The sequence below is a fragment of the Micromonospora sp. WMMD708 genome, from assembly GCF_049315245.1.
In the GTDB taxonomy this organism is placed as follows: Bacteria; Actinomycetota; Actinomycetes; order Mycobacteriales; family Micromonosporaceae; genus Micromonospora; species Micromonospora wenchangensis.
The window spans coordinates 2,975,265-2,993,935 of the sequence record NZ_CP186060.1; the positions used below are offsets into that span (position 1 = coordinate 2,975,265).

Here is an 18,671-nt window from a genome sequence, read left to right on the forward strand (position 1 = left end):
AGTCGTACCGGGCATCGTTGGTGTTGAACGCGTGGAACGCAGCCGCAACGGGGAAGGCCACCGATGGCAGTACGGCGACGCAACGAAAAACTGCTGGCCCTCGTTCGCGAGTGCCGGTGGTCGTATGACGCCTGTGCCGCAGCGGTACGTGCCGTCGCACTGGAGAACGGGGGCGCGCTCCCGTCCTGTGACCGTTCCCATGTGGGGCACTGGATCGCCGGAGTGAAGCCCACCGAGACGACCTCCCGCTATCTGGCCGAAGCCCTCTCCCGTCGGTTGGGCCGGATTGTCGGTCCGGCCGATCTCGGGCTTGTCGTCGGCGATAGCCTGGACCCTGATCTGACCGGCCTGGATTGGTGGAAGCATGACCCGGCCACTGATCTCCTGACGCTCGGGAGAGCCGACGTGGAACGACGGGCGTTCGGATTCACCGCCCTGTACTCACTGGCTGCGCTTGCCGTTCCGCTGGACTCCTGGGAGGACATTGCGGAGCGGGGTCGACGGGCACGGGGCGGGGGCGCGGCGGTGGGCCGCCGCGAGATCGATGCCGTGCGCGACATGCTCGCGGTGTTCAGCAGGGCCGACGAGCGGTTCGGTGGCGGGCATGCGCGGCTCGCCGTGGTCCAGTACCTCACCTCCGACGTGGCCGGCTACCTCCAGGGCACCTTCGCGTCCGACCAGGATCGTCGGGCCATGTTCAGTGCCGCCGCCGAGTTGACCTATCTCGCGGGATGGAAGGCGTTTGACTCGTCTCTGCACGGGGTGGCCCAGCGGTACTACCTCCAGTCGCTGCGGCTGGCCAACGAGGCGGACGATCGGGCGTTGGCCGGTTTCACGCTGCGGGCGATGGCGCATCAGGCTGTCGACCTGGGACACGGTGCGGAGGCGTTGCGACTCGCCACCTCGGCCCTCGCCTGGTCGAGGGGAAGGGCGACCCCGGCGGCGACCGCGCTGTTCACCGTTCTCACCGCCCGGGGGCATGCCGCGACGGGCGACCGGGCCAAGACGTCGGCGGCGCTCAGGGCCGCCGAAGCCCACCTCGAGAAGGCGTCCCCGGGCGACGAGCCGACCTGGATCCAGACCAGCGGTTTCACCGCCACCTCGCTGGCGAGTCAGGCGGGTCAAGCGCTTCGCGACCTGGGCGATCATCCCGCTGCGGAAGCCGAGCTGCGCCGCTCGGTCGCCACCCGCGACACCGAGGCGTACCGGCGGATCCACACCCTGACGCTGGCCAACCTCGCCGACGTCCAGTGTGTCCGTGGACGGCTCCGTGAGGCGACCGAGAGTTGGAACGACGCCCTGGACTCGATGGTCGGCGTCCGGTCCGGCCGGGCCACCGTGGCCGTGAAGAACATCCGTACCCGGCTCAGCAGCTTCGGCCCACGCCTGCCTGCATTCGCGAAGCAACTCGACCAGCGGGCCGCAGCCCTCCTCGTCGCCCCTTGATACCGCCCCGCTCGGCCATCCGCTCGCGCGGGCCTGCCGGGTGGTCGCCCAATCCACCTGCCAGCACGGGTGCGGGGACAACCGCGCCCAGCGCACCCGATACCCGACGCACGAGCCGTCGAGCCCGTGAGGGTGAACCGGGAGGACCATCTGCACCGCACTCCTGGTCACCGCTCACCGTCCCCGGGTCGGTGGCCGTGCTCGATCGGAAGCCGGTGCCGGGCATGGCAGGGCAGGTCGGCTCCACACCGGCAGATGCGCCGCCATCGCCGAAGTTCGATACTCATCGTCATGTGGCCGACCCTCCGTCGTCAGGACGCGGAGGACATCTGTTGATGTGCCTCGTCCCGCGTCCGGCTCCAGTGAGGTTCAGCGTTACGCCCGGCTCGCCGCCGATCCAGAGGGTGAGCGTCCGCTAACCGGGTGTTCTGTCCGCTGGCGGCTACCGCCTGGGTGCGTATTCCAGGCACGCGTCACGCAATGTTGCCGCCTCTGGTGCTCCCGACTGCTCCACCTTGGCCAGCAACTCCGCAGCCCGCCACCAGTTCGACGGCACCACCCGGCCGGACGTCACCGCCTGCGTCCCCAGCGCAGCCGCCTCGTCCGACTGGCCGGCGGCGACCAGGGCGAGACCGAGGTCGAGGCGGGCCGACGCGGACCGGCGGGGCCGTGCTCCACCGTCGCCGTGCGGGTCCAGTTCGGTCAGCACCGCCCGCGCCACCTGCTCGGCGCCGGGGTCACCCGCCCATGCCAGAGTCGTGGCTGCATAGGCAACGGCCTTGGTGGGGTCGTAGCGATAGTGGTGCTCGGCCCGCTCCGGAACGGGCAGATTCGCCGTCAGCCGCTCCACCCGGTCCAACGCCCGCCGGGTCGCACCGACGTCCCCGATCCGCGCCCACGCGCGGGCCTCCTGAGCAGTCGCCTGAATGCGGGCGGAACTCCCCCTCGGAGCGACCCGCTGCGCTTGTCGGGAGAGATCGAGTGCTGCCCGGTAGTCACCTTGGGTCAACAAGTCCCAGGCCCGGGTTTCGAGACACCACGCCTGGATCTCGCCATGCTCAGCATGATCGGCAAGATCACGAGCAGCTCGCAGGTGAGCGACCGCAGCGGTCCGCTGCCGCAGGTCGATGTGAACCGTCGCCCGCAGCACCGCCAGCCAGCCACCGGCCACCAACAACCGTCGCTGCTGCGCGAGCGTCACCCGTCCGTCCAGCAGCCGCCCCACGTACGAAAGATGCCGCCGCACCAACGGCAGGAGATCCGCCGGGGCCATCGTCGGATAGGAACTGGCCAGATCGTCGACGCCCTGCTCTATCCGATCGAGCACGTCCCCGCTGACATCGCTGGCGGCAACTCTCGCTCGAAGCTCACCGGCCTCGGCCGCGTGGTCGACTGGCGCATCCGCCAACCGAGCAAGCACACCTCCCGCTTCGAGAACCCGGTCGAGGTGACGCGCAGTGTCGACCGTCGGAGCCTTGAGCGCCGCCTCCAACTCGTGCAGATGGCTCTTGCTCCGATGAGCAAGCTGTCCCAGGAGGCGAAGTGACAACCCTCGCCGCTGCCGAAACTCACGGAGAGCTGCGCCGAAACGCGGATCGACGGACGAGGCCATAGCGCCACTCCAAGATCACGAGATCCAGGCAACCGAACCGGCCGCCACCTCGTCGGACGGTACCCCGACATGCCGCGCGCCGTGTCCCCCCTCGCCTGCAACTTCCGGATGTTCCGTTGCGGTCCGTCCACGGACATCACTTGAAGTCGAGATGATCTACTCGGCCCGTCGAGTGCGCCGCACCCGATCGGCGTTGACCGCTGCATGGGGCACGCTGCGAGCACGGCTGGCTGAGTGCTTACGCTGATGCCCATGGAGGGCATCGGGGCTGTGGCCATGTTGCTGTGTGGCGCGGTGAGTTGCCTGTTCGTCTGCCTCATGCTTTGCGCCGCCGCTGCGGCTTGGGCTACTCGGCCCGAACGTGGGCGCTGACCCCACGGATCGACCTTCGCATCCCGAACGAATGATCCGGATCGATCAAGAGGAACTGTGCAAGCAGCCGAAGAACCAACCTCTATCGTCTACAGCCTGCGGGCAGACGGAGTCACCGGCACAGGGACGGGCAGATGAACGACGACCACGACGCCGCCGGAGCCATGCGCTTCATCTTCGAGGCCGGCGTTCTCAAGCGCGCCGCCCGCACCGGTTGGTGGTTCGTCGGCGTCAAGGACCCCGAGTCCATCGCGGACCACTCGTTCCGGACCGCGCTGATCGGGATGGTGCTCGCCGCCATGGAGGGTGCCGACCCGGCCCGGGTGTCGATGCTGTGCGTCCTGCACGACACCCAGGAAACCCGGATCACCGATATCCCGCACATCGCCAGGCGCTATCTCACCGCCGCACCCAACGCCACGGTCACCGCCGATCAGGTCGCAGCCTGCCCGCCGGCCGTCGCCGACCTGATCAACGCCGCCGTCGCCGAGTACGAAGCGGGCGAGACACCTGAGGCCATCGTCGCCCGCGACGCCGACAAGCTGGAATGCCTCGTCCAGGCGGTCGAATACCGCCACCAGGGCATCGGCGACGTCCAACGCTGGATCGACAGCTCACGCGCGGCACTGAAGACCGCCGGCGCGCACCGCCTGGCCGACGCCGCCCTCAGCGGAGAACCCCTCGGCTGGCTCACCCCGCCCCCGGTGTAGCCCCCAGGCATCAGCTGCGGGACGTGGTCGCGCAGCACGTGCTGTCGTCGTCGGCTGCGGGCGGGGTCGGCGCGGAGGTGCCGTACTGGTCGGAGTCGCCCTTGACCACGTACACCTCCCAGCGCTCGTCGCCGGGTCCACGGACCCAGACCTTGTCTGAGGACTGGAAACTCACCGACCCCGCCGGCCAGCCGCTGTCCGTCGTCCGCGAGGTCCGCGACGAGATCCGCCAGCACGTCGCCCGGCTCCTCGACGACCTGACCTGAGTGTTCAACCTGATCGATCTCGTTCACCGGCCCTAAATGGTTTGCCGGTGGTCGGCCGGCGTTGGGATGCTGCGGCCGACCGGGAGCGGGGGAGGGGCCAGCATGCCGTCGGAGTCCGAGCCGGAAGTCCGTACCGTGTCAGGTGTCCTGCGCGGCTGCCGGGAGGCGGGCCGGGCGGTGTTCCGGGGCATCCGGTACGCCGAGCCGCCCGTCGGTGCCCTCCGGTTCGCCGCGCCGCAGCCGGTACGCGGCTGGGACGGCGTACGTCAGGCGCTCGCCTTCGGTCCGCCGCCCCCGCAGCCCGGCGCGTTCGGGACCGCCCCGCAGGGGACCGGCGACGACTGGCTGACGCTCAACGTGTGGACGCCGGACCCGGACCCGGCGGCCGGGTTGCCGGTGCTGGTGTGGATTCCCGGCGGCGGCTACCTCGTCGGCTGTTCCGGCCTGCCGGAGTACGACGGCGGGCACCTCGCCGGCGGCGGCACCGTCGTGGTGACGCTCAACTACCGCCTCGGCTTCGAGGGTTTCGGGCAGCTCGACGGGGCCCCGGCCAACCGGGGGCTGCTCGACCAGGTGGCGGCCCTGGAGTGGGTGCGGGACAACATCCGCGCCTTCGGCGGCGACCCGGGTCGGGTGACGGTCGTCGGGCAGTCGGCCGGCGGCGGTTCGGTCGCCGCGCTGCTGGCGATGCCGCGCGCCGCCGGGCTGTTCCGGCGGGCGGTCGCGCAGAGCGTCCCGGGGACGTTCTTCTCACCCGACCTGGCCGCCGACGTCACCGCCGCCTGCGCCGCCGAGCTGGGGGTACGACCGACCCTGGCCGACCTGTCGACGGTGCCGCCGGACCGGCTGCCGGCCGTGGGCCAGGCGATCTCGGCCAAGATTCTCCAGTGGCGGGAGCGGTGGGGTCAGATCACCCACCGGCCGATCCCGTTCGCGCCGGTCGTCGACGGCGACGTGCTGCCGACGACCCCGTGGCGGGCGCTGGCCGACGGTGCCGCCCGCGACGTCGACCTGCTCGTCGGGCACACCCGCGACGAGCACCGGCTGTTCAGCCTGCTCGACGGCGTGCTCGGCCAGGTCACGCCGGAGCAGACCGGGACGGCGCTGCGGATGCTGGCCCCCGGCCCGGACGGTGCCCGCCGCTACCGGGAGGCGTTCCCGGCCGCCACCGACGAGCAGCTCTACGAGCTGGTCAACGCCGACTGGCTGTTCCGGATGCCGAGCCTGCACCTGGCCGGGGCGCAACTCGCCGGGGGCGGCCGGGCGCACCTCTACGAGCTGACCTGGCCGGCCCCGGGCCTGGGCGGTGACCTCGGTGCCTGTCACGGTCTCGACGTGCCGCTGGTCTTCGGCAACCTGACCAGCGGGCAGCCCGCCATGCTGATCGGTGATCCGCCTCCGCCGGCGGCGCACGAGCTGTCCGGGCAGCTCCGCGAAGCGTGGACGGCGTTCGCCGCGACCGGCGACCCCGGCTGGCCGTCGTACGACGCCGGTCGCCGTACCCGGATCTTCGACGGGCGGTCGACGGTGGCCGCGTATCCGGAGGACGCCTCCCGGCTGCTGTGGCGGGACCACACCTTCGGCGCGCTCCCGCTGCTCGCCTGACCGCACCGGGGCGGCGACGGAACCCGGCCGTCACCGCGCGGCACCACCACCGGTGGCGGTATGGGTGAACCGGTCGGCGAGCAGCGCGAACGCCTCGGTGAGGGCCGGCGGACCGACGACGGTGATGCCGGTGTCGTACCGGGCGACGGCGGCGGCCAGGCTCACCCAGGACCACGACCCGAGGGTGAGCCGGCACCGGCCGGGGGCGATCTCCTCGACGAGGCCGTCGCGGGTGTGCCGGGCCACGGCCGCCGCAGGCAGGTCGAGGAGCACCGTGCCCCGGCAGGGCCAGTCCGCCGACCCGCCGCCCGAGCCCCGGAAGACCCCGGTGAGGTACGTCGCGACGTCCCCGCCGGGCAGCGGCCTCGGGGTGAAGCGTGGCCCGTGCGGCGGGCGCAGGGTGATCCGGTCGACGCGGAAGGTCCGCCAGTCGGCCCGCTCGAGGTCCCAGGCGAGGAGGTACCACCGGCCGTCCCAGGTGACGACGTGGTGCGGCTCGGCGTGCCGGGCCGGCCCGGCGGTCCGGTCGGTGCCGTAGTCGAAGCGCAGGATCTCGCGGGCGTGCACGGCGCTGCCGAGCGCCAGCAGCACCTCGCCGTCGACCGGTTCGGCCGCCGTGGTGGCGGGTCGCGCGACGGCGGTCACGCTGAGCGTCCCAACCCGCTGCCGCAGCCGGGCAGGCAGCACCTGTCGTACGGTGTGCAGCGCCCGCGCGGCGGCGTCCGCGAGTGCCCCGTCGGCACCGGTCGCCGCGACCTGGAGCGCGACGGTCAGGGCGACGGCCTGTTCGTCGTCGAACAGCAGCGGGGGCAGCTCGGTGCCGGCGTCGAGCCGGTAACCACCGTCGGGGCCCTTGACGGCGGCGACGGGGTAGCCGAGTTCCCGCAGCCGGTCGACGTCGCGGCGCACCGTACGCAGGCTGATGCCCAGCCGTTCGGCCAGCACCCCGCCGGGCCAGTCCCGCCGGCTCTGCAACAGCGACAGCAGGGCGAGCAGGCGGGCGGACGTGGTCGGCATGAGGGGAGATTCTGCCAGCAGTAGGTGCCACAACCTGTCACCTACTGCTGCGAATCTTCCTCCTGACCAGCCCACTTCCGGGCGTCGAGCACCATCAGCAAGGAGTCGATCATGGCCATCTCCGCCACCACGCACCTCAACTTCCGGGGTGACGCCCGCGCGGCGTTGGAGTTCTACCGGTCCGTGTTCGGTGGCCGCAGCACCGTCGTCAGCTACGGCGACCTGGGCATGCCGAAGGACCTGCCGGACGCCGACCGGGTCGTCTTCGGCCAGGTCACCGCCGACAACGGCTTCGCCATCATGGCCTACGACGTGCCCGGCGGGGCCCCCGCCGCAGCCGCGCCGACCGCCACCACCCGCGAGAACGGGATGACGCTGACCGGCGAACGGTTCTTCGTCTCCGTCCGGGGTGACAGCGCGGAGGAGGTCGGCGCGCTGTGGCACCGGCTCGCCGAGGGCGCGGACCTGATCGAGGAGTACGGCCCGTCGCCGTGGGCCCCCGGGTTCGGGATGCTCACCGACCGGTTCGGCGTCACCTGGGTCCTCGACGTCGCCACCCCGCACGCCGGCTGACCGCCCGGTCCGGGTCGGCACCCGCCGCCGACCCGGACCGGCGGGTCATTCGGTACGCAGCCCGTCGGCGCGGGTGAGCCGCCACAGCAGGGGCAGGCTCAGCCCGGTGATCGCCAGGACGGTCGACGCGCCGAGTCCGACCGAGAAGCCGACCACCGGCCAGGCGACCGTGACCGGGGCCTGCACCATGCGCAGCAGGGCAGCGCCGAGGCCGAGCCCGAAGCCGGCGGCCAGCACCAGCCCGACCCCGACCGGCAGGGCGGTCTGCCACAGCACCGACCAGCCGAGGGTGCTGCGTCGGGTGCCCACCGCCACCAGCATGGCCAGCAGCCGGCGGCGTTCCCGCAACTGCTCCAGCGTGCCGACCAGCATGCTGGTGGCGATCAGCAGCAGCGTGACGACCGTGCCGATGGCCAGGCCGCGCCGGATGTCGGCGAACCGGGGCGACTCGATGGTCGAGGAGAGCACGGACACCGGCGTGGTCAGGTCGATCGCGGCGGCGGCGTTGCGGACGTGTTCGACCGCGTCGGGGGCGGCCGGGTCGAGCTGGAGGTAGACGGTCGTGCGCAGCGGACCGAGGGCCCGTGTGCCGACCGCGCCGGGGGTGACCAGCACCGCGTTCTGCATCCAGCCGGCCGGGTCGGGCCGGGCCTGCGCGGGTCGCGCCGTCGTCGGCACCCGCCACCGTGACCCGTCCTCGACGGTCAGCGTCGTGCCGGCGGGGACGACCGCCGGGTCGCGCGGATCGGACACCAGGAACGTGTCCCCGTCCACGCACCTGTCGAGGCGGGCGAACTCGGCCAGCGCGGCGCAGTCGCCGATCCGGACATCCACCGGCAGGCCGTCCGGCGAGCCGGCGTTGGCCCCGACGCTGAGGGTGCCGGTCGCGGCGGTCACCCCCTCGGCCCCGCCGAGCTGCCGCAGCACCCGGGCCAGGTCCGGCTGGTCGCGGAACTGCACCTGCACCTGAGCCCGGGAGGTGTCCTGCCCGCTGGCGGTGGTGAAGTCCCCGGCGATCCCGGCGAAGAGCATCTGCAGGCCGATCGTGCCGGCGACGGCGACCGCGATGCCGTTGACCAGCCGGGCGGAGGTGGCGCTGTCCAGCTGCACCCGGCGGACCGCCAACTGCCAGGACACCGGGCCGCCGTGCAGCCGTCGTACCAGCAGGTCGGTCAGCCACGGCAGCAGGGTGACCGTGCCGATCAGCAGCAGCACCGCCCCGGCCGGCACCAGCCAGCGGGTGACCCCGCCGTCGCCCTCGCGCAGACCGGCCACGGGCAGGAGCAGGGCCAGGCCGGCGGCGGGCAGCAGCAGCCGCCACCAGAGCCGGCGGCGGACCGGGGTGCCGCGCCGGGTGATCCCGAGCGGCTCCACCACGACCGCGCGCAGCGCCAGCATCGCCACCAGCACGGCCAGCGCCGGCACGGCCAGCACGACGGCCAGTAGCAGCGCGGTGGGCGGCCGGATGTCGGCGGCGTACACGCTGATGTTGTAGAGGGTGACCAGCGGAACCAGTTGGCGGCCGGCGAGCAGGAATCCGATGCCGACGGCGACCCCGAGCAGGGCGCCGGCGGCTGCCTCCCCGGCGGCGATCCGCCGGACCATGGTGGTGTCCGCGCCGACCAGCCGCAGCGCGGCGAGCCGCCGGTCGCGTCGTTCCCCGCCGTAGCGCACGGCGGAACCGAGGAACACCGCGATGGGCAGCAGCAGCACCACGAAGATGACCGCCACCAGCAGCATCAGCACCGGGCCCAGGCCCTCGCCGGGCAGCCCGCCGCCGAACCTGTCCAGCCGGGTCGCCCCGGACGTGTCGGTCAGCCGGTCGTCGCCCTGGTAGTAGGCCAGTTCGTTGGGGCCGGCGAGGCCCTCGTCGGCGATGGTCCCGGTGACCCGCGCGCCGCCGAGCCGGGGGGCGAACAGCGGGCCGTCGGGGGAGTCGAGCAGCTTGCGCAGGGCGGGGGAGACGACCACCTCGCCGGGGGCCGGCAGGGCGGTCAGCCCCGGCGGGACGGGCGCGGCCGGTCCCTCCGGCCGCAGCAGCCGGCCCCGGACCGGCCGGCCCCGGAACTCGGTGTCCACGCCGTGGACCAGCAGGGTGCCGGGCCCGGCCGCGACCTGTTCGCCCAGCCGCAGGTCGTCGCGGGCGTCGCCGCGCGCCTGCCGGGCGTCGAGCGCCCCCGGCACGGCGGTGGCCAGCAGCAGCATGGCCACCCCGATCCCGACGCCGACGGCGGTGAGCAGCGCCCGGGTCCAACCCTCCCGGCCGCCGGTGACGGCCATCCGGGCGCCCATCGCCAGGTCCGCGAGCGCGCCCCGACCGGTCACGCCGCGACCTCCAGGTTCCGGGTACGCCCGTCACGCACCACGACCTCCCGGTCGGAGTACGCGGCCACGCGTGCCTCGTGGGTGACCAGGACCACCGCCGCCCCGGTGTCCCGGGCGGCCTCGGTCAGCAGCCGCATGACCCGTTCGCCGTTGAGCGAGTCCAGCGCGCCGGTCGGTTCGTCGGCGAAGATCACCCGGGGGCGGGTGACCAGTGCACGGGCCACCGCGACGCGCTGACCCTGGCCGCCGGAGACCTCGCCGGGGCGCTTGCCGGCCACCTCGGTGACCTCCAGCCGTTCCAGCCACTGCCCGGCCCGCTGTTCGGCCTCGCGGCGGGGCACGCGGGCCAGCCGCAGCGGCAGGGCGACGTTCTCCAGGCAGGTCAGCTCGGGCACCAGCTGGCCGAACTGGAAGACGAACCCGAAGGACTCCCGGCGCAGGGCGCTGCGCTGGGCGTCGTTCATCTGCACCAGGTCCCGGCCGTCGAAGACGACCCGCCCCCGGTCGGGGCGGACGATCCCGGCCAGGCAGTGCAGCAGGGTGGACTTGCCGGAGCCGGACGACCCGAGCACCGCGACCACCTCGCCCTCGTCGATGCGCAGCCCGGCGTCGACCAGCGCGACCGTCTCGCCGAAGCTGCGGTGCAGGCCCTCGGCGACCAGCAGCGGGGCGCTCATCGACGCACCCGCGCGGCCAGCTCGTCGAGGCGGGCGGTGGTGAGTTCGAGCCAGCGCAAATCGGCCTCCAGGTGGAACAGCGCGTGGTCGCAGATCAACTGTTCGGCCAGGTCGCCGTCGCGCTTGCGGCGGGTCAGCTCCCGCATCAGGCGCAGGTGCTCGGCGCGCTGCACGTCGAGCAGTTCGGCCGCCGCCCGGCCGGTGAGCAGGGCGAGCACCACCTTGGTGTAGAGGACGCTCTGCAGGTAGGGCTCGGGCTGCTCGGGGCGGGCCAGCCACTGGGCCACGTCGGCGACGCCGGCCTCGGTGATGGCGTACCGCTTGCGGTCGGGGCCCTCGCCGGGCTCGACCGCCTCCACCTCGACCAGGCCGCCGCGCAGCAGCCGGGACAGGGTCGCGTAGACCTGGCCGTAGGCGACCGGGCGGGAGTGGCCGAAGTGTTCGTCGTAGCGCCGTTTGATGTCGTAGCCGTGCCGGGGGGTCGCCTCCAGCAGGCCGAGGAAGGTCTGGCCGATGGACATGCGGGGGACTATACACACTGCGTATACGCGCGTTGTCTACACCCCGCGCCGACGGCCTCGCGGCCGCGCCCCGGTCCCCCTCCCGGCGTCACCCGGGAATGTGACACCGTCCGACGGATTGACCCGCAGATTGATACATGTAAGTGTTTGCTTCCCCGGCGTCTCCGCCGCGACCCCACCCCCGGGTCGCGGACCCCCGTGCACCCCCATGCCGACCCCGGCACACGGAACGGCGACGCCCGGGCGGACGCCCCGCCGACCCCCCATGAGGAGCTCGCATGAAGCGCAGAACCCTGGCGATCGCCGCCGTCACCGCGGTGACGCTCGCCCTGGCCGCGCCACCGGCCTCGGCCACCCCGACCGCCCGGCCGGCCACCGCCGCGCCGGCCGTCGCCGCGCTCGCCGCCCCGGACGTCTCGGTCAGCAACGTCCAGGCGCACCTGGCCCAGTTCCAGAGCATCGCCACCAGCAACGGCGGCAACCGGCGGGCCGGCTCGGCCGGCTACACCGCCTCGGTCGCCTACGTGAAGTCCAAGCTCCAGGCCGCCGGCTACACGGTCACCGAGCAGACCTGCACCACCTGCACCTACCGGGGCAACAACGTGATCGCCGAGTGGCCGCAGGGCCCCGCCGACGACGTCATCATGTTCGGCGCGCACCTCGACGGCGTCGCCGCCGGACCGGGCATCAACGACAACGGCTCCGGCTCGTCGGTGCTGCTGGAGAACGCCCTGGTGCTGGCCCAGCAGAACCCGGGCATGACCAAGCGGGTCCGGTTCGCCTGGTGGAACGGCGAGGAGCAGGGCCTGCAGGGCTCCAAGTTCTACGTCAACTCGCTGACCACCGCCCAGAAGGGCTACATCAAGGGGTACTACAACTTCGACATGGTCGCCTCGACCAACGGCGGCTACTTCATCAACCGGGTCACCTCCACCACCGCCGCGCCGCTCAAGGCGTACTGGGACTCCCTCGGGCTGTCGCCGGAGGAGAACACCGAGGGCCAGGGCCGCTCCGACGACTACTCGTTCCAGCAGGCCGGCATCCCCACCTCGGGCTACGCGATGGGGGCCAGCGCCCGCAAGACCAGCGCCCAGGCCAGCAAGTGGGGCGGCACCGCCAACGCCGCGTACGACCCGTGCTACCACGCGTCCTGCGACACCACCAGCAACATCAACGCCACCGGGCTCAACCGCAGCGCCGACGGCGTCGCGTACGCCATCTGGGACCTCGCGGTCGGCGGCGGCACCCCGACCAACGACTTCTCCGTCGCGGTCAGCCCGACCGCCGGCGGCGTCGCCCGGGGTGGCTCCGCCACCGCCACAGTCAGCACCGCCACCACCAGCGGCAGCGCCCAGACCGTCGCGCTGTCGGCCTCCGGCGCGCCCAGCGGCGTGAGCGTCTCGTTCAGCCCGTCGTCGGTCACCTCCGGCGGCTCGGCCACCATGACGGTCAGCGCGTCGTCGAGCGCCGCCCTCGGCACCTTCACCCTCACCGTGACCGGAACCGGCTCGGCCACCCGGACGGCCAGCTACACCCTGACCGTCACCGGCGGCACCGGGAGCTGCACCGGCGGGCAGGTCGTCGGCAACGGCGGCTTCGAGTCCGGCACCAGCCCGTGGACGGCCACCACCGGCGTCATCACCAACTCGTCCAGCCAGCCGGCCCGCACCGGCTCCTACAAGGCGTGGCTCAACGGCAACGGCAGCACCAGCACCGACACGCTGTCCCAGTCGGTGACCGTGCCGGCCGGGTGCTCCTCCTACACGCTCGCCTTCTACCTGCACATCGACACCGCCGAGCGGACCACCACCGTCGCCTACGACAAGCTGGTGGTCCAGGTCGGCAGCACCACCCTGGCGACGTACTCGAACCTCAACAAGGCGACCGGCTACACGCTGCGCTCGTTCGACGTGGGCGCGTACGCCGGGCAGACGGTGACCCTGAAGTTCACCGGCACCGAGGACTCCTCGTTGCAGACCAGCTTCGTCATCGACGACGTGACGTTGCAGGCGAGCTGACCGACCCGGGTGGGGTGGACGCCTGGTCCACTCCACCCGGACCGTCATGACGGTAAATGTCATACCCGGGTCGGACCATGGGGACATGGCTGCCCCCGCGCTGTCCCACCACAGTGGTCAACCCCGATCCGTGCCGCTGCGCGAGCTGCGTACCCGGCTGACCCAGCTGATCGCGATGGCCGAGCTGACCGACACGGTCACCCTGGTCACCCGCGACGGCGACCCCCGGCCGGTCGCCGCGATCGTGCCCGCCCCCGCCGCCCGCAGCGCCGCCCAGGCCCGCGCCGACGGGGAACGCCTCACCACCGTGACCGCCGGGTGGGCCCGCCGGCTGGAGGAGTCGCACCGGCAGGGCGCCCTGCGGCACGCCGCCGAGCTGCGGGCCGTGACCGACGCCCTCGCCGAGGTCTGGGCCGAGCTGGACCGGCACGTCCCGCCCGGCACCGACGCGACCGTAGACCGGCTCCGCGCCGCCCACGCCGACCTGCGCCGCGACTGACCTACGGGGCCGACCCGCCTTCCGCCCTGGCCTTCCTCCGGCCCGATGCCCGGGTCGGTCCCCACCCGCACCGCGCCGGCACGCCCGCTGCCAGACGCGCCGGCCCACCTCACCGCGCCCTGGCCCCGTCCGCCCTGGCTCCGCCCCGGTCCACCTCTTGATCACTGGGAACAGAGGCCGGAGCGGGGGAGGGAGTCCGGGCCGGGGGAGGGGGCCAGGAGGGGGTGGGTCGGTCAGGCGACCGGGGTGGGGGTCTGTGCCGGGTGGGCGGGGGCGGTCGGGCGGGACATCGTGCGCCAGGGGCCGCCCAGCAGCGGGGTCAGTACCACCAGCAGGTAGCAGCCACCCACGGTGAGCAGGACGGGCGTGGTGCCGAAGCCGTCGACGGCCACCCCGGCGGCGAGCGCGCCCAGCGGGATGCCGGCCCAGCAACCCGCCCCGATCACCCCGAACACCCGGGCCCGCAGGTGGGCCGGCACCCGCTCCAGCTCCACCGCGCCGAGCAGCGGGTTGATCGCCCCGGCGGCGAAGCCGGACAGGGCGAAGACCACGACGATCCACAACAGCGGTGGCGCGGCGGCCAGCGCCCAGAAGGGTGGCCCACCGGCGACCGCGAAGGCGGTGACGAAGGTGGCCCGGCGGGGCAGCCGGTGGCCGACCGCGCTGAACAGCAGCGACCCGACCAGCGCACCACCGCCCATCGCGCCGACCAGCAGACCGAACGCGGTGGCCCCGCCGAGTTGCCGGTCGGCCACCACCGGCAGCAGCACGTTGCTCTTGGTCGCGTCGAAGAAGTTGGTCACCAGCACCAGCAGCACCACCGCCCGCAGCAGCGGCTCCCGGGTCAGGAAGCGCACGCCGGCGGCGAATTCCCGCCAGTAGCCACCGCCGGCCTGCTCGGGCTGCGCGTCCGGGCGCAGCGACCGGGGCACCAGCAGCGCCACGACCAGCGCCGAGACCGCGAAGGTGGCGGCATCCAGGGCCAGCACCGAGAGCGCGCCCAGGGTGGCGACGAGCAGGCCGGCCACCGGGGCGCCGATCAGCCGGGCGCCCCGCTCGCTGGCCTCGTACCAGCCGACGGCCCGTTCCAGTGGCACCCCGGCGGCCACGGCCGCCTCCGGCAACAGGGCGTTGCGGGCGGTCTGCCCGGGGGTGTCGAGCAGTCCGCTGGCGAAGACCAGCCCGAGCAGCGCCCAGAACGGCAGGCCGACGGTGGCGTCGAGCAGCGGCACGGCCGCCACCGTCAGCCCGGAGACCACGTCGGCCAGGATGCTGGCCCGCCGGTAGCCGATCCGGTCCACCAGCACCCCGCCGAGCGCGCCGCCGAGCACCACCGGCACGGTGGCTACCGCGCCGGTCAGGCCGGTGGCGGCGGGCGAACCGGTTTCGGCGAGCACGTAGAGCGGCAGCGCGATCAGGGTGAGCATGTTGCCGGTGAGCGAAACCGTGTGACCGACCAGCAGGCCGACCAGCGGAGCGCGGCGGCGCGGCGACGTCACCGCAGGTCCCGGAAGGCGTGGTAGATCAACGACACGGAGGCGGCCCCCGGTCGGCCCGGGTCGCTGCGGGCCTGCCAGCGGGCGGCCAGCGCCTCCAGGTCGGCCCGCAGTTCGATCAGCTCGTCGCTGGTCAAATGCAGCCACGAGTCGGCGCTGGCGGTGCCGCGCACCCACTGCGGGTCGAGGGTCGCCTCGACCTCGAGGTAGTGGCCGAGACGTTCCGCGTACCGGTCGAGCACGGCCCGGCGCAGCAGGTCGGAGGCCGCCCGGCGCTCCGGGTCGGCAAGCATCTCGACCGGCTCCCAGGACGTCCGGGCGTGGGTCGCCCGCCACCAGCGTTCCCGGCGGTCCCTGGCGTGCTCGGGGGCCTCCTCGACGAAGCCGTGCTCGGCCAGCTTGCCCAGGTGGTAGCTGACCGAGCCGACCGCCTCGTCGACGGCGTCGCTGAGCATGCCGACACTCTGCGGTCCCCGGACGCGCAGCTCGCCGAGCAGTCGCAACCGGGTCGGGTGGGCCAGCGCGCGCATCGCCCGGGGGTCGGTCAGGTGGCGGGTGGGTTCCTCCGTCATGTGACCACCCTAGAAGCACAAGACATGAAGTACAAGAAGTCTTGTTGAATCGGGGTGGCCGCCACGATGGTGACGCGCTGCGGCGCGCGGACGCGGCGGGGAGAATGCGACGGAGCGACGGCTGACGTGGACCCGGCCGGGACCAGGAGCAGAGGCGGTGCCGATGACCGAGCCGGGGACGACCACCGCAACCGGGCCGGCGGCGTCCACCGGGCCGGTTGCGGTCGATCCGGCCGGGGGCGGACCGTGACGTCCGGCCTGGCACTGGCATTCGCTCTCGGCGCGGCGCTCGGCTACGGCGTCGGCTCCGTCCTGCAGGCCGTCGGGGCCCGGCGGGGGGCCAGCACCCTGCGCGCCCTCGGTCACCCGCTCTACCTCGCCGGCCTGGCCTGCGACACGCTGGCCTGGCTCGCCTCCCTGGTCGCCCTCCAGAAGCTGCCCGTGTACGCGGTCCAGTCGGTCACCGCCGGCTCGCTGGCCGTCACCGTGGTCGTCGCCCGGATCGTGCTCGGCGCGCGACTACGCCGCCGGGACACCGGGGCGATCCTGCTCACCGTCGCCGCCCTCACCGTCATCTCGCTGGCCGCCGGCCCCGAACCGCCGGTCACCGCGTCCGCGGCGCTGCGGGTCGGCCTGGCCGGCGCGGCGGTGCTGACCGCGATTGCCGGGCTCGCCGCCCTGCGGGTCACCCGGCCGATCGTCGCCGCCACCCTGGCCGGCCTCGCCTGGGGCATCACCGCGCTGTGCGCACGGGCGCTCACCCCGCCACCCGACCCGCTGGGCCACCCCGGCGCGGCGGCCTGGGACCTGCTGCGGGAGCCGGTCGCCTGGGGACTGGTCGTCTCCGGGGTGGCCGGGACGGTCCTCTACGCGCACGCCCTGCGCCACGGGCAGGTCGGGCCGGTCACCGCCGTGCTCTGGGCGGTCGAGATCGTCGTCCCCTCGGTCGCCGGGGTGCTGCTGCTCGGCGACGGGGTGCGCGCCGGCTGGCTGCCCTGGGCGGTCCTGGCCACCCTGACCACCGTGGCCGCCGCGATCGTGCTCGCCAGCGCCCCCGGCACCGCCGCAGCGGACGACGCCCACGGCTGAGCCGGTGCCGCAGGCCGACTCCGGCTCAGCCCGGCCGGCGACCCTCTCCGGCCGGCCGGCGGCCCTTGAGCCGCCGACCCAACTCCCGGGCGATCTCCCGGTTCGCGTCGCGTTCGGCGAGCACCTGCCGCTTGTCGTACGAGCGGCGGCCCCGGGCCAGCCCCACCTCGACCTTGGCCCAGCCGTTGCTGAAGTACATCGACAACGGCACCAGGGTCACCCCGGGATCGCGCAGCTTCTCCAGGATGCGGGCGATCTCCACCCGGTGCAGCAGCAGCTTACGGGTCCGCCGGGGCTGGTGGTTGGTCCAGGTGCCGAAGCCGTACTCGGCGATGTGCAGGCCGTACAGCATGATCTCGCCGTCGCGTTCCTGGGCGAACGCGTCGACCAGCGACACCCGCTTCTCGCGCAGCGACTTCACCTCGGTGCCGACCAGCACGATGCCCGCCTCGTAGGTCTTCAGGACGGTGTAGTCGTGCCGCGCCTTCCTGTTGACGGCGATCAGCGTGCGCTCCGCGTCCCGCGCCACGACGATTACCTCCGCCCGGATCTGCCAGCGGCGTACACCCTACCGCCGGCGCCGACCCGGCCTCCGCGTGGCAGGATCACCGCATGTCGGAGTGGGCGGCGATCGTGCCGGAGGACCGGGACTGGACCGGCGTCATCGACGACGGGTGCGCCGAGTGCGGCTTCGTGCCGCAGCCGGCCGACACCACCGGGGACCGGCTGCGCGCCACCGTCCCGGTCTGGCGGGAGGTGCTGTCCCGGCCCGACGCGACCCGGCGGCCCGCGCCGACCGTCTGGTCGCCGGGGGAGTACGCCTGCCACGTGCGGGACACCTGCCGGATCTTCCGGAATCGGCTGGCGCTGATGCTCGACGAGGACGACCCGGTCTTCCCCGACTGGGACCAGGACGCCACCGCGGTCGAGGACGACTACTTCCACCAGTCACCGGCCCGGGTGGCCGGGGAACTCGCCGAACAGGCCGGGTCGACCGCCGCCGCGTTCGACGCCGTCACGCCCGCGCAGTGGGCCCGGCCGGGCCGGCGCAGCAACGGTTCGATGTTCACCGTGGGCCGCTTCGCCGTCTACTTCCTGCACGACGTGGTGCACCACGTGCACGACGTCACCCGCCCGACGACCCCCCGCTGACCCCCGGCGCGGCCGCCCGGCCGGTAGGGTCCGCGGCCGTGACCGACGCCGACTTCCTCGCCGAGACCCGGGCCTCCTACGACACGCTGGCCGCCGAGTACACCACCCGCAACCGTGGTGAGCTGGCCGCCCGCCCGGTCGACCGGGCCATGCTCGCCGCGTTCGCCGAGACCGTGCTGACCGGCGGGGGCGGCCCGGTGCTGGAGGTCGGCTGCGGCCCCGGACGGATCACCGGCCACCTGCGCGACCTCGGGCTGGCCGTCACCGGGCTCGACCTGTCACCCGGGATGCTGGCGCAGGCCCGGTGGGCCCACCCCGACCTGCGCTTCGTCGAGGCGTCCATGCTGGACCTGCCGGTGGCCGACGGCGTGCTGGCCGGCCTGGTCGCCTGGTACAGCGTCATCCACGTGCCCGACGAGTGGCTGCCCCGGGTGTTCGCCGAGTTCCACCGGGTCCTCGCCCCCGGCGGGCACGCCCTGCTCGCCTTCCAGGTCGGCGACGAGACGGTCCGCTACACCGAGGCGTGGGGCCACCCGGTGGCGCTGGCGTTCCGTCGCCGCCGCCCGGACCAGGTGGCGGCGCTGCTGCACGCCGCCGGGCTGCCGGAGCAGGCCCGGATGTGCCGGGCACCGCAGGAGTTCGCCGGTGCCACCGAACGCACCCCGCAGGCCAGCCTGCTGGTTCGTCGGGACGACGACCGGGCGTGACCGGGCCGCCACGG

Annotated in this window: 18 protein-coding genes; 10 read left to right on the forward strand and 8 right to left on the reverse strand. The window is 73.6% G+C overall.

Annotation, left to right across the window (positions count from 1 at the left end):
* The first annotated feature begins 63 nt into the window (after nucleotides 1-63).
* Nucleotides 64-1,446 carry a Tat pathway signal protein gene (locus ACN260_RS13105; RefSeq protein ID WP_422756892.1) on the forward strand — a complete coding sequence of 461 codons (1,383 nt, stop codon included), beginning with the start codon at nucleotides 64-66 and terminating at the stop codon, nucleotides 1,444-1,446.
* Between the two features lie 442 nt (nucleotides 1,447-1,888).
* On the opposite strand, the gene ACN260_RS13110 is transcribed toward ACN260_RS13105, so the two are convergent.
* Nucleotides 1,889-3,058 carry a helix-turn-helix domain-containing protein gene (locus tag ACN260_RS13110; RefSeq protein WP_422756220.1) on the reverse strand — a complete coding sequence of 390 codons (1,170 nt, stop codon included), beginning with the start codon at nucleotides 3,056-3,058 and terminating at the stop codon, nucleotides 1,889-1,891.
* A gap of 506 nt (nucleotides 3,059-3,564) precedes the next feature.
* On the opposite strand from ACN260_RS13110, the gene ACN260_RS13115 reads away from it, so the two are divergent.
* The 3 genes from ACN260_RS13115 (at nucleotide 3,565) to ACN260_RS13125 (ending at nucleotide 6,011) form a co-directional block, all read left to right on the forward strand.
* Nucleotides 3,565-4,140: an HD domain-containing protein gene (locus tag ACN260_RS13115; protein ID WP_422756221.1), complete on the forward strand. Its 576-nt coding sequence runs from the start codon at nucleotides 3,565-3,567 to the stop codon at nucleotides 4,138-4,140.
* A 23-nt stretch (nucleotides 4,141-4,163) separates the two neighbouring features.
* The gene (locus tag ACN260_RS13120; RefSeq protein ID WP_422756222.1) at nucleotides 4,164-4,406 is read left to right on the forward strand and encodes a hypothetical protein; all 243 of its coding nucleotides are present in this window, start codon (nucleotides 4,164-4,166) and stop codon (nucleotides 4,404-4,406) included.
* A 102-nt stretch (nucleotides 4,407-4,508) separates the two neighbouring features.
* Nucleotides 4,509-6,011 carry a carboxylesterase/lipase family protein gene (locus ACN260_RS13125; protein WP_422756223.1) on the forward strand — a complete coding sequence of 501 codons (1,503 nt, stop codon included), beginning with the start codon at nucleotides 4,509-4,511 and terminating at the stop codon, nucleotides 6,009-6,011.
* A 30-nt stretch (nucleotides 6,012-6,041) separates the two neighbouring features.
* Here the strand turns inward: ACN260_RS13125 and ACN260_RS13130 are convergent, their stop codons facing one another.
* The gene (locus ACN260_RS13130) at nucleotides 6,042-7,028 is read right to left on the reverse strand and encodes a helix-turn-helix transcriptional regulator (protein WP_422756224.1); all 987 of its coding nucleotides are present in this window, start codon (nucleotides 7,026-7,028) and stop codon (nucleotides 6,042-6,044) included.
* A 111-nt stretch (nucleotides 7,029-7,139) separates the two neighbouring features.
* On the opposite strand from ACN260_RS13130, the gene ACN260_RS13135 reads away from it, so the two are divergent.
* Nucleotides 7,140-7,601 carry a VOC family protein gene (locus tag ACN260_RS13135; protein WP_422756225.1) on the forward strand — a complete coding sequence of 154 codons (462 nt, stop codon included), beginning with the start codon at nucleotides 7,140-7,142 and terminating at the stop codon, nucleotides 7,599-7,601.
* Nucleotides 7,602-7,646: 45 nt separating this feature from the next.
* Here the strand turns inward: ACN260_RS13135 and ACN260_RS13140 are convergent, their stop codons facing one another.
* The 3 genes from ACN260_RS13140 to ACN260_RS13150 are packed head-to-tail and all read right to left on the reverse strand — an operon-like array spanning nucleotide 7,647 to nucleotide 11,124.
* Nucleotides 7,647-9,926 carry an FtsX-like permease family protein gene (locus tag ACN260_RS13140; protein WP_422756226.1) on the reverse strand — a complete coding sequence of 760 codons (2,280 nt, stop codon included), beginning with the start codon at nucleotides 9,924-9,926 and terminating at the stop codon, nucleotides 7,647-7,649.
* A complete protein-coding gene (locus ACN260_RS13145; RefSeq protein WP_422756227.1) occupies nucleotides 9,923-10,603 on the reverse strand; it encodes an ABC transporter ATP-binding protein in 681 nt (226 codons plus the stop codon). Before ACN260_RS13145 ends, ACN260_RS13140 begins: the two co-directional genes overlap by 4 nt.
* On the reverse strand, nucleotides 10,600-11,124 hold the full coding sequence (locus ACN260_RS13150) for a PadR family transcriptional regulator (RefSeq protein WP_422756228.1): 525 nt from the start codon (nucleotides 11,122-11,124) through the stop codon (nucleotides 10,600-10,602). The genes ACN260_RS13145 and ACN260_RS13150 overlap by 4 nt, the downstream gene beginning before the upstream one ends.
* Nucleotides 11,125-11,402: 278 nt before the next feature.
* On the opposite strand from ACN260_RS13150, the gene ACN260_RS13155 reads away from it, so the two are divergent.
* Complete coding sequence (locus ACN260_RS13155; protein WP_422756229.1) at nucleotides 11,403-13,142, forward strand: M28 family peptidase; 1,740 nt, start codon at nucleotides 11,403-11,405, stop codon at nucleotides 13,140-13,142.
* An 85-nt stretch (nucleotides 13,143-13,227) separates the two neighbouring features.
* Entirely contained in the window at nucleotides 13,228-13,641 is a 414-nt protein-coding gene (locus ACN260_RS13160; RefSeq protein ID WP_422756230.1) for a type II toxin-antitoxin system Phd/YefM family antitoxin, read from the forward strand.
* Nucleotides 13,642-13,874: 233 nt separating this feature from the next.
* Here ACN260_RS13160 and ACN260_RS13165 read toward each other — a convergent pair whose 3' ends face one another.
* Together ACN260_RS13165 and ACN260_RS13170 are read right to left on the reverse strand one after the other, a co-directional pair.
* The gene (locus ACN260_RS13165; protein WP_422756231.1) at nucleotides 13,875-15,140 is read right to left on the reverse strand and encodes an MFS transporter; all 1,266 of its coding nucleotides are present in this window, start codon (nucleotides 15,138-15,140) and stop codon (nucleotides 13,875-13,877) included.
* Nucleotides 15,137-15,709 carry a helix-turn-helix domain-containing protein gene (locus ACN260_RS13170; protein ID WP_422756232.1) on the reverse strand — a complete coding sequence of 191 codons (573 nt, stop codon included), beginning with the start codon at nucleotides 15,707-15,709 and terminating at the stop codon, nucleotides 15,137-15,139. Before ACN260_RS13170 ends, ACN260_RS13165 begins: the two co-directional genes overlap by 4 nt.
* Nucleotides 15,710-15,955: 246 nt before the next feature.
* Here ACN260_RS13170 and ACN260_RS13175 point away from each other — a divergent pair, with 246 nt between their 5' ends.
* On the forward strand, nucleotides 15,956-16,798 hold the full coding sequence (locus ACN260_RS13175) for a hypothetical protein (RefSeq protein ID WP_422756233.1): 843 nt from the start codon (nucleotides 15,956-15,958) through the stop codon (nucleotides 16,796-16,798).
* A 25-nt stretch (nucleotides 16,799-16,823) separates the two neighbouring features.
* Here the strand turns inward: ACN260_RS13175 and smpB are convergent, their stop codons facing one another.
* Nucleotides 16,824-17,327 (reverse strand): SsrA-binding protein SmpB, encoded by a 504-nt coding sequence (smpB, locus tag ACN260_RS13180; RefSeq protein ID WP_422756234.1) that lies wholly within the window; start codon nucleotides 17,325-17,327, stop codon nucleotides 16,824-16,826.
* Nucleotides 17,328-17,410: 83 nt separating this feature from the next.
* Between smpB and ACN260_RS13185 the strand changes: the two genes are divergently transcribed.
* Both ACN260_RS13185 and ACN260_RS13190 read left to right on the forward strand, forming a co-directional pair.
* Nucleotides 17,411-17,950: a DinB family protein gene (locus ACN260_RS13185; protein WP_422756235.1), complete on the forward strand. Its 540-nt coding sequence runs from the start codon at nucleotides 17,411-17,413 to the stop codon at nucleotides 17,948-17,950.
* A 38-nt stretch (nucleotides 17,951-17,988) separates the two neighbouring features.
* Complete coding sequence (locus ACN260_RS13190; protein ID WP_422756236.1) at nucleotides 17,989-18,657, forward strand: class I SAM-dependent DNA methyltransferase; 669 nt, start codon at nucleotides 17,989-17,991, stop codon at nucleotides 18,655-18,657.
* Nucleotides 18,658-18,671 lie beyond the last annotated feature (14 nt).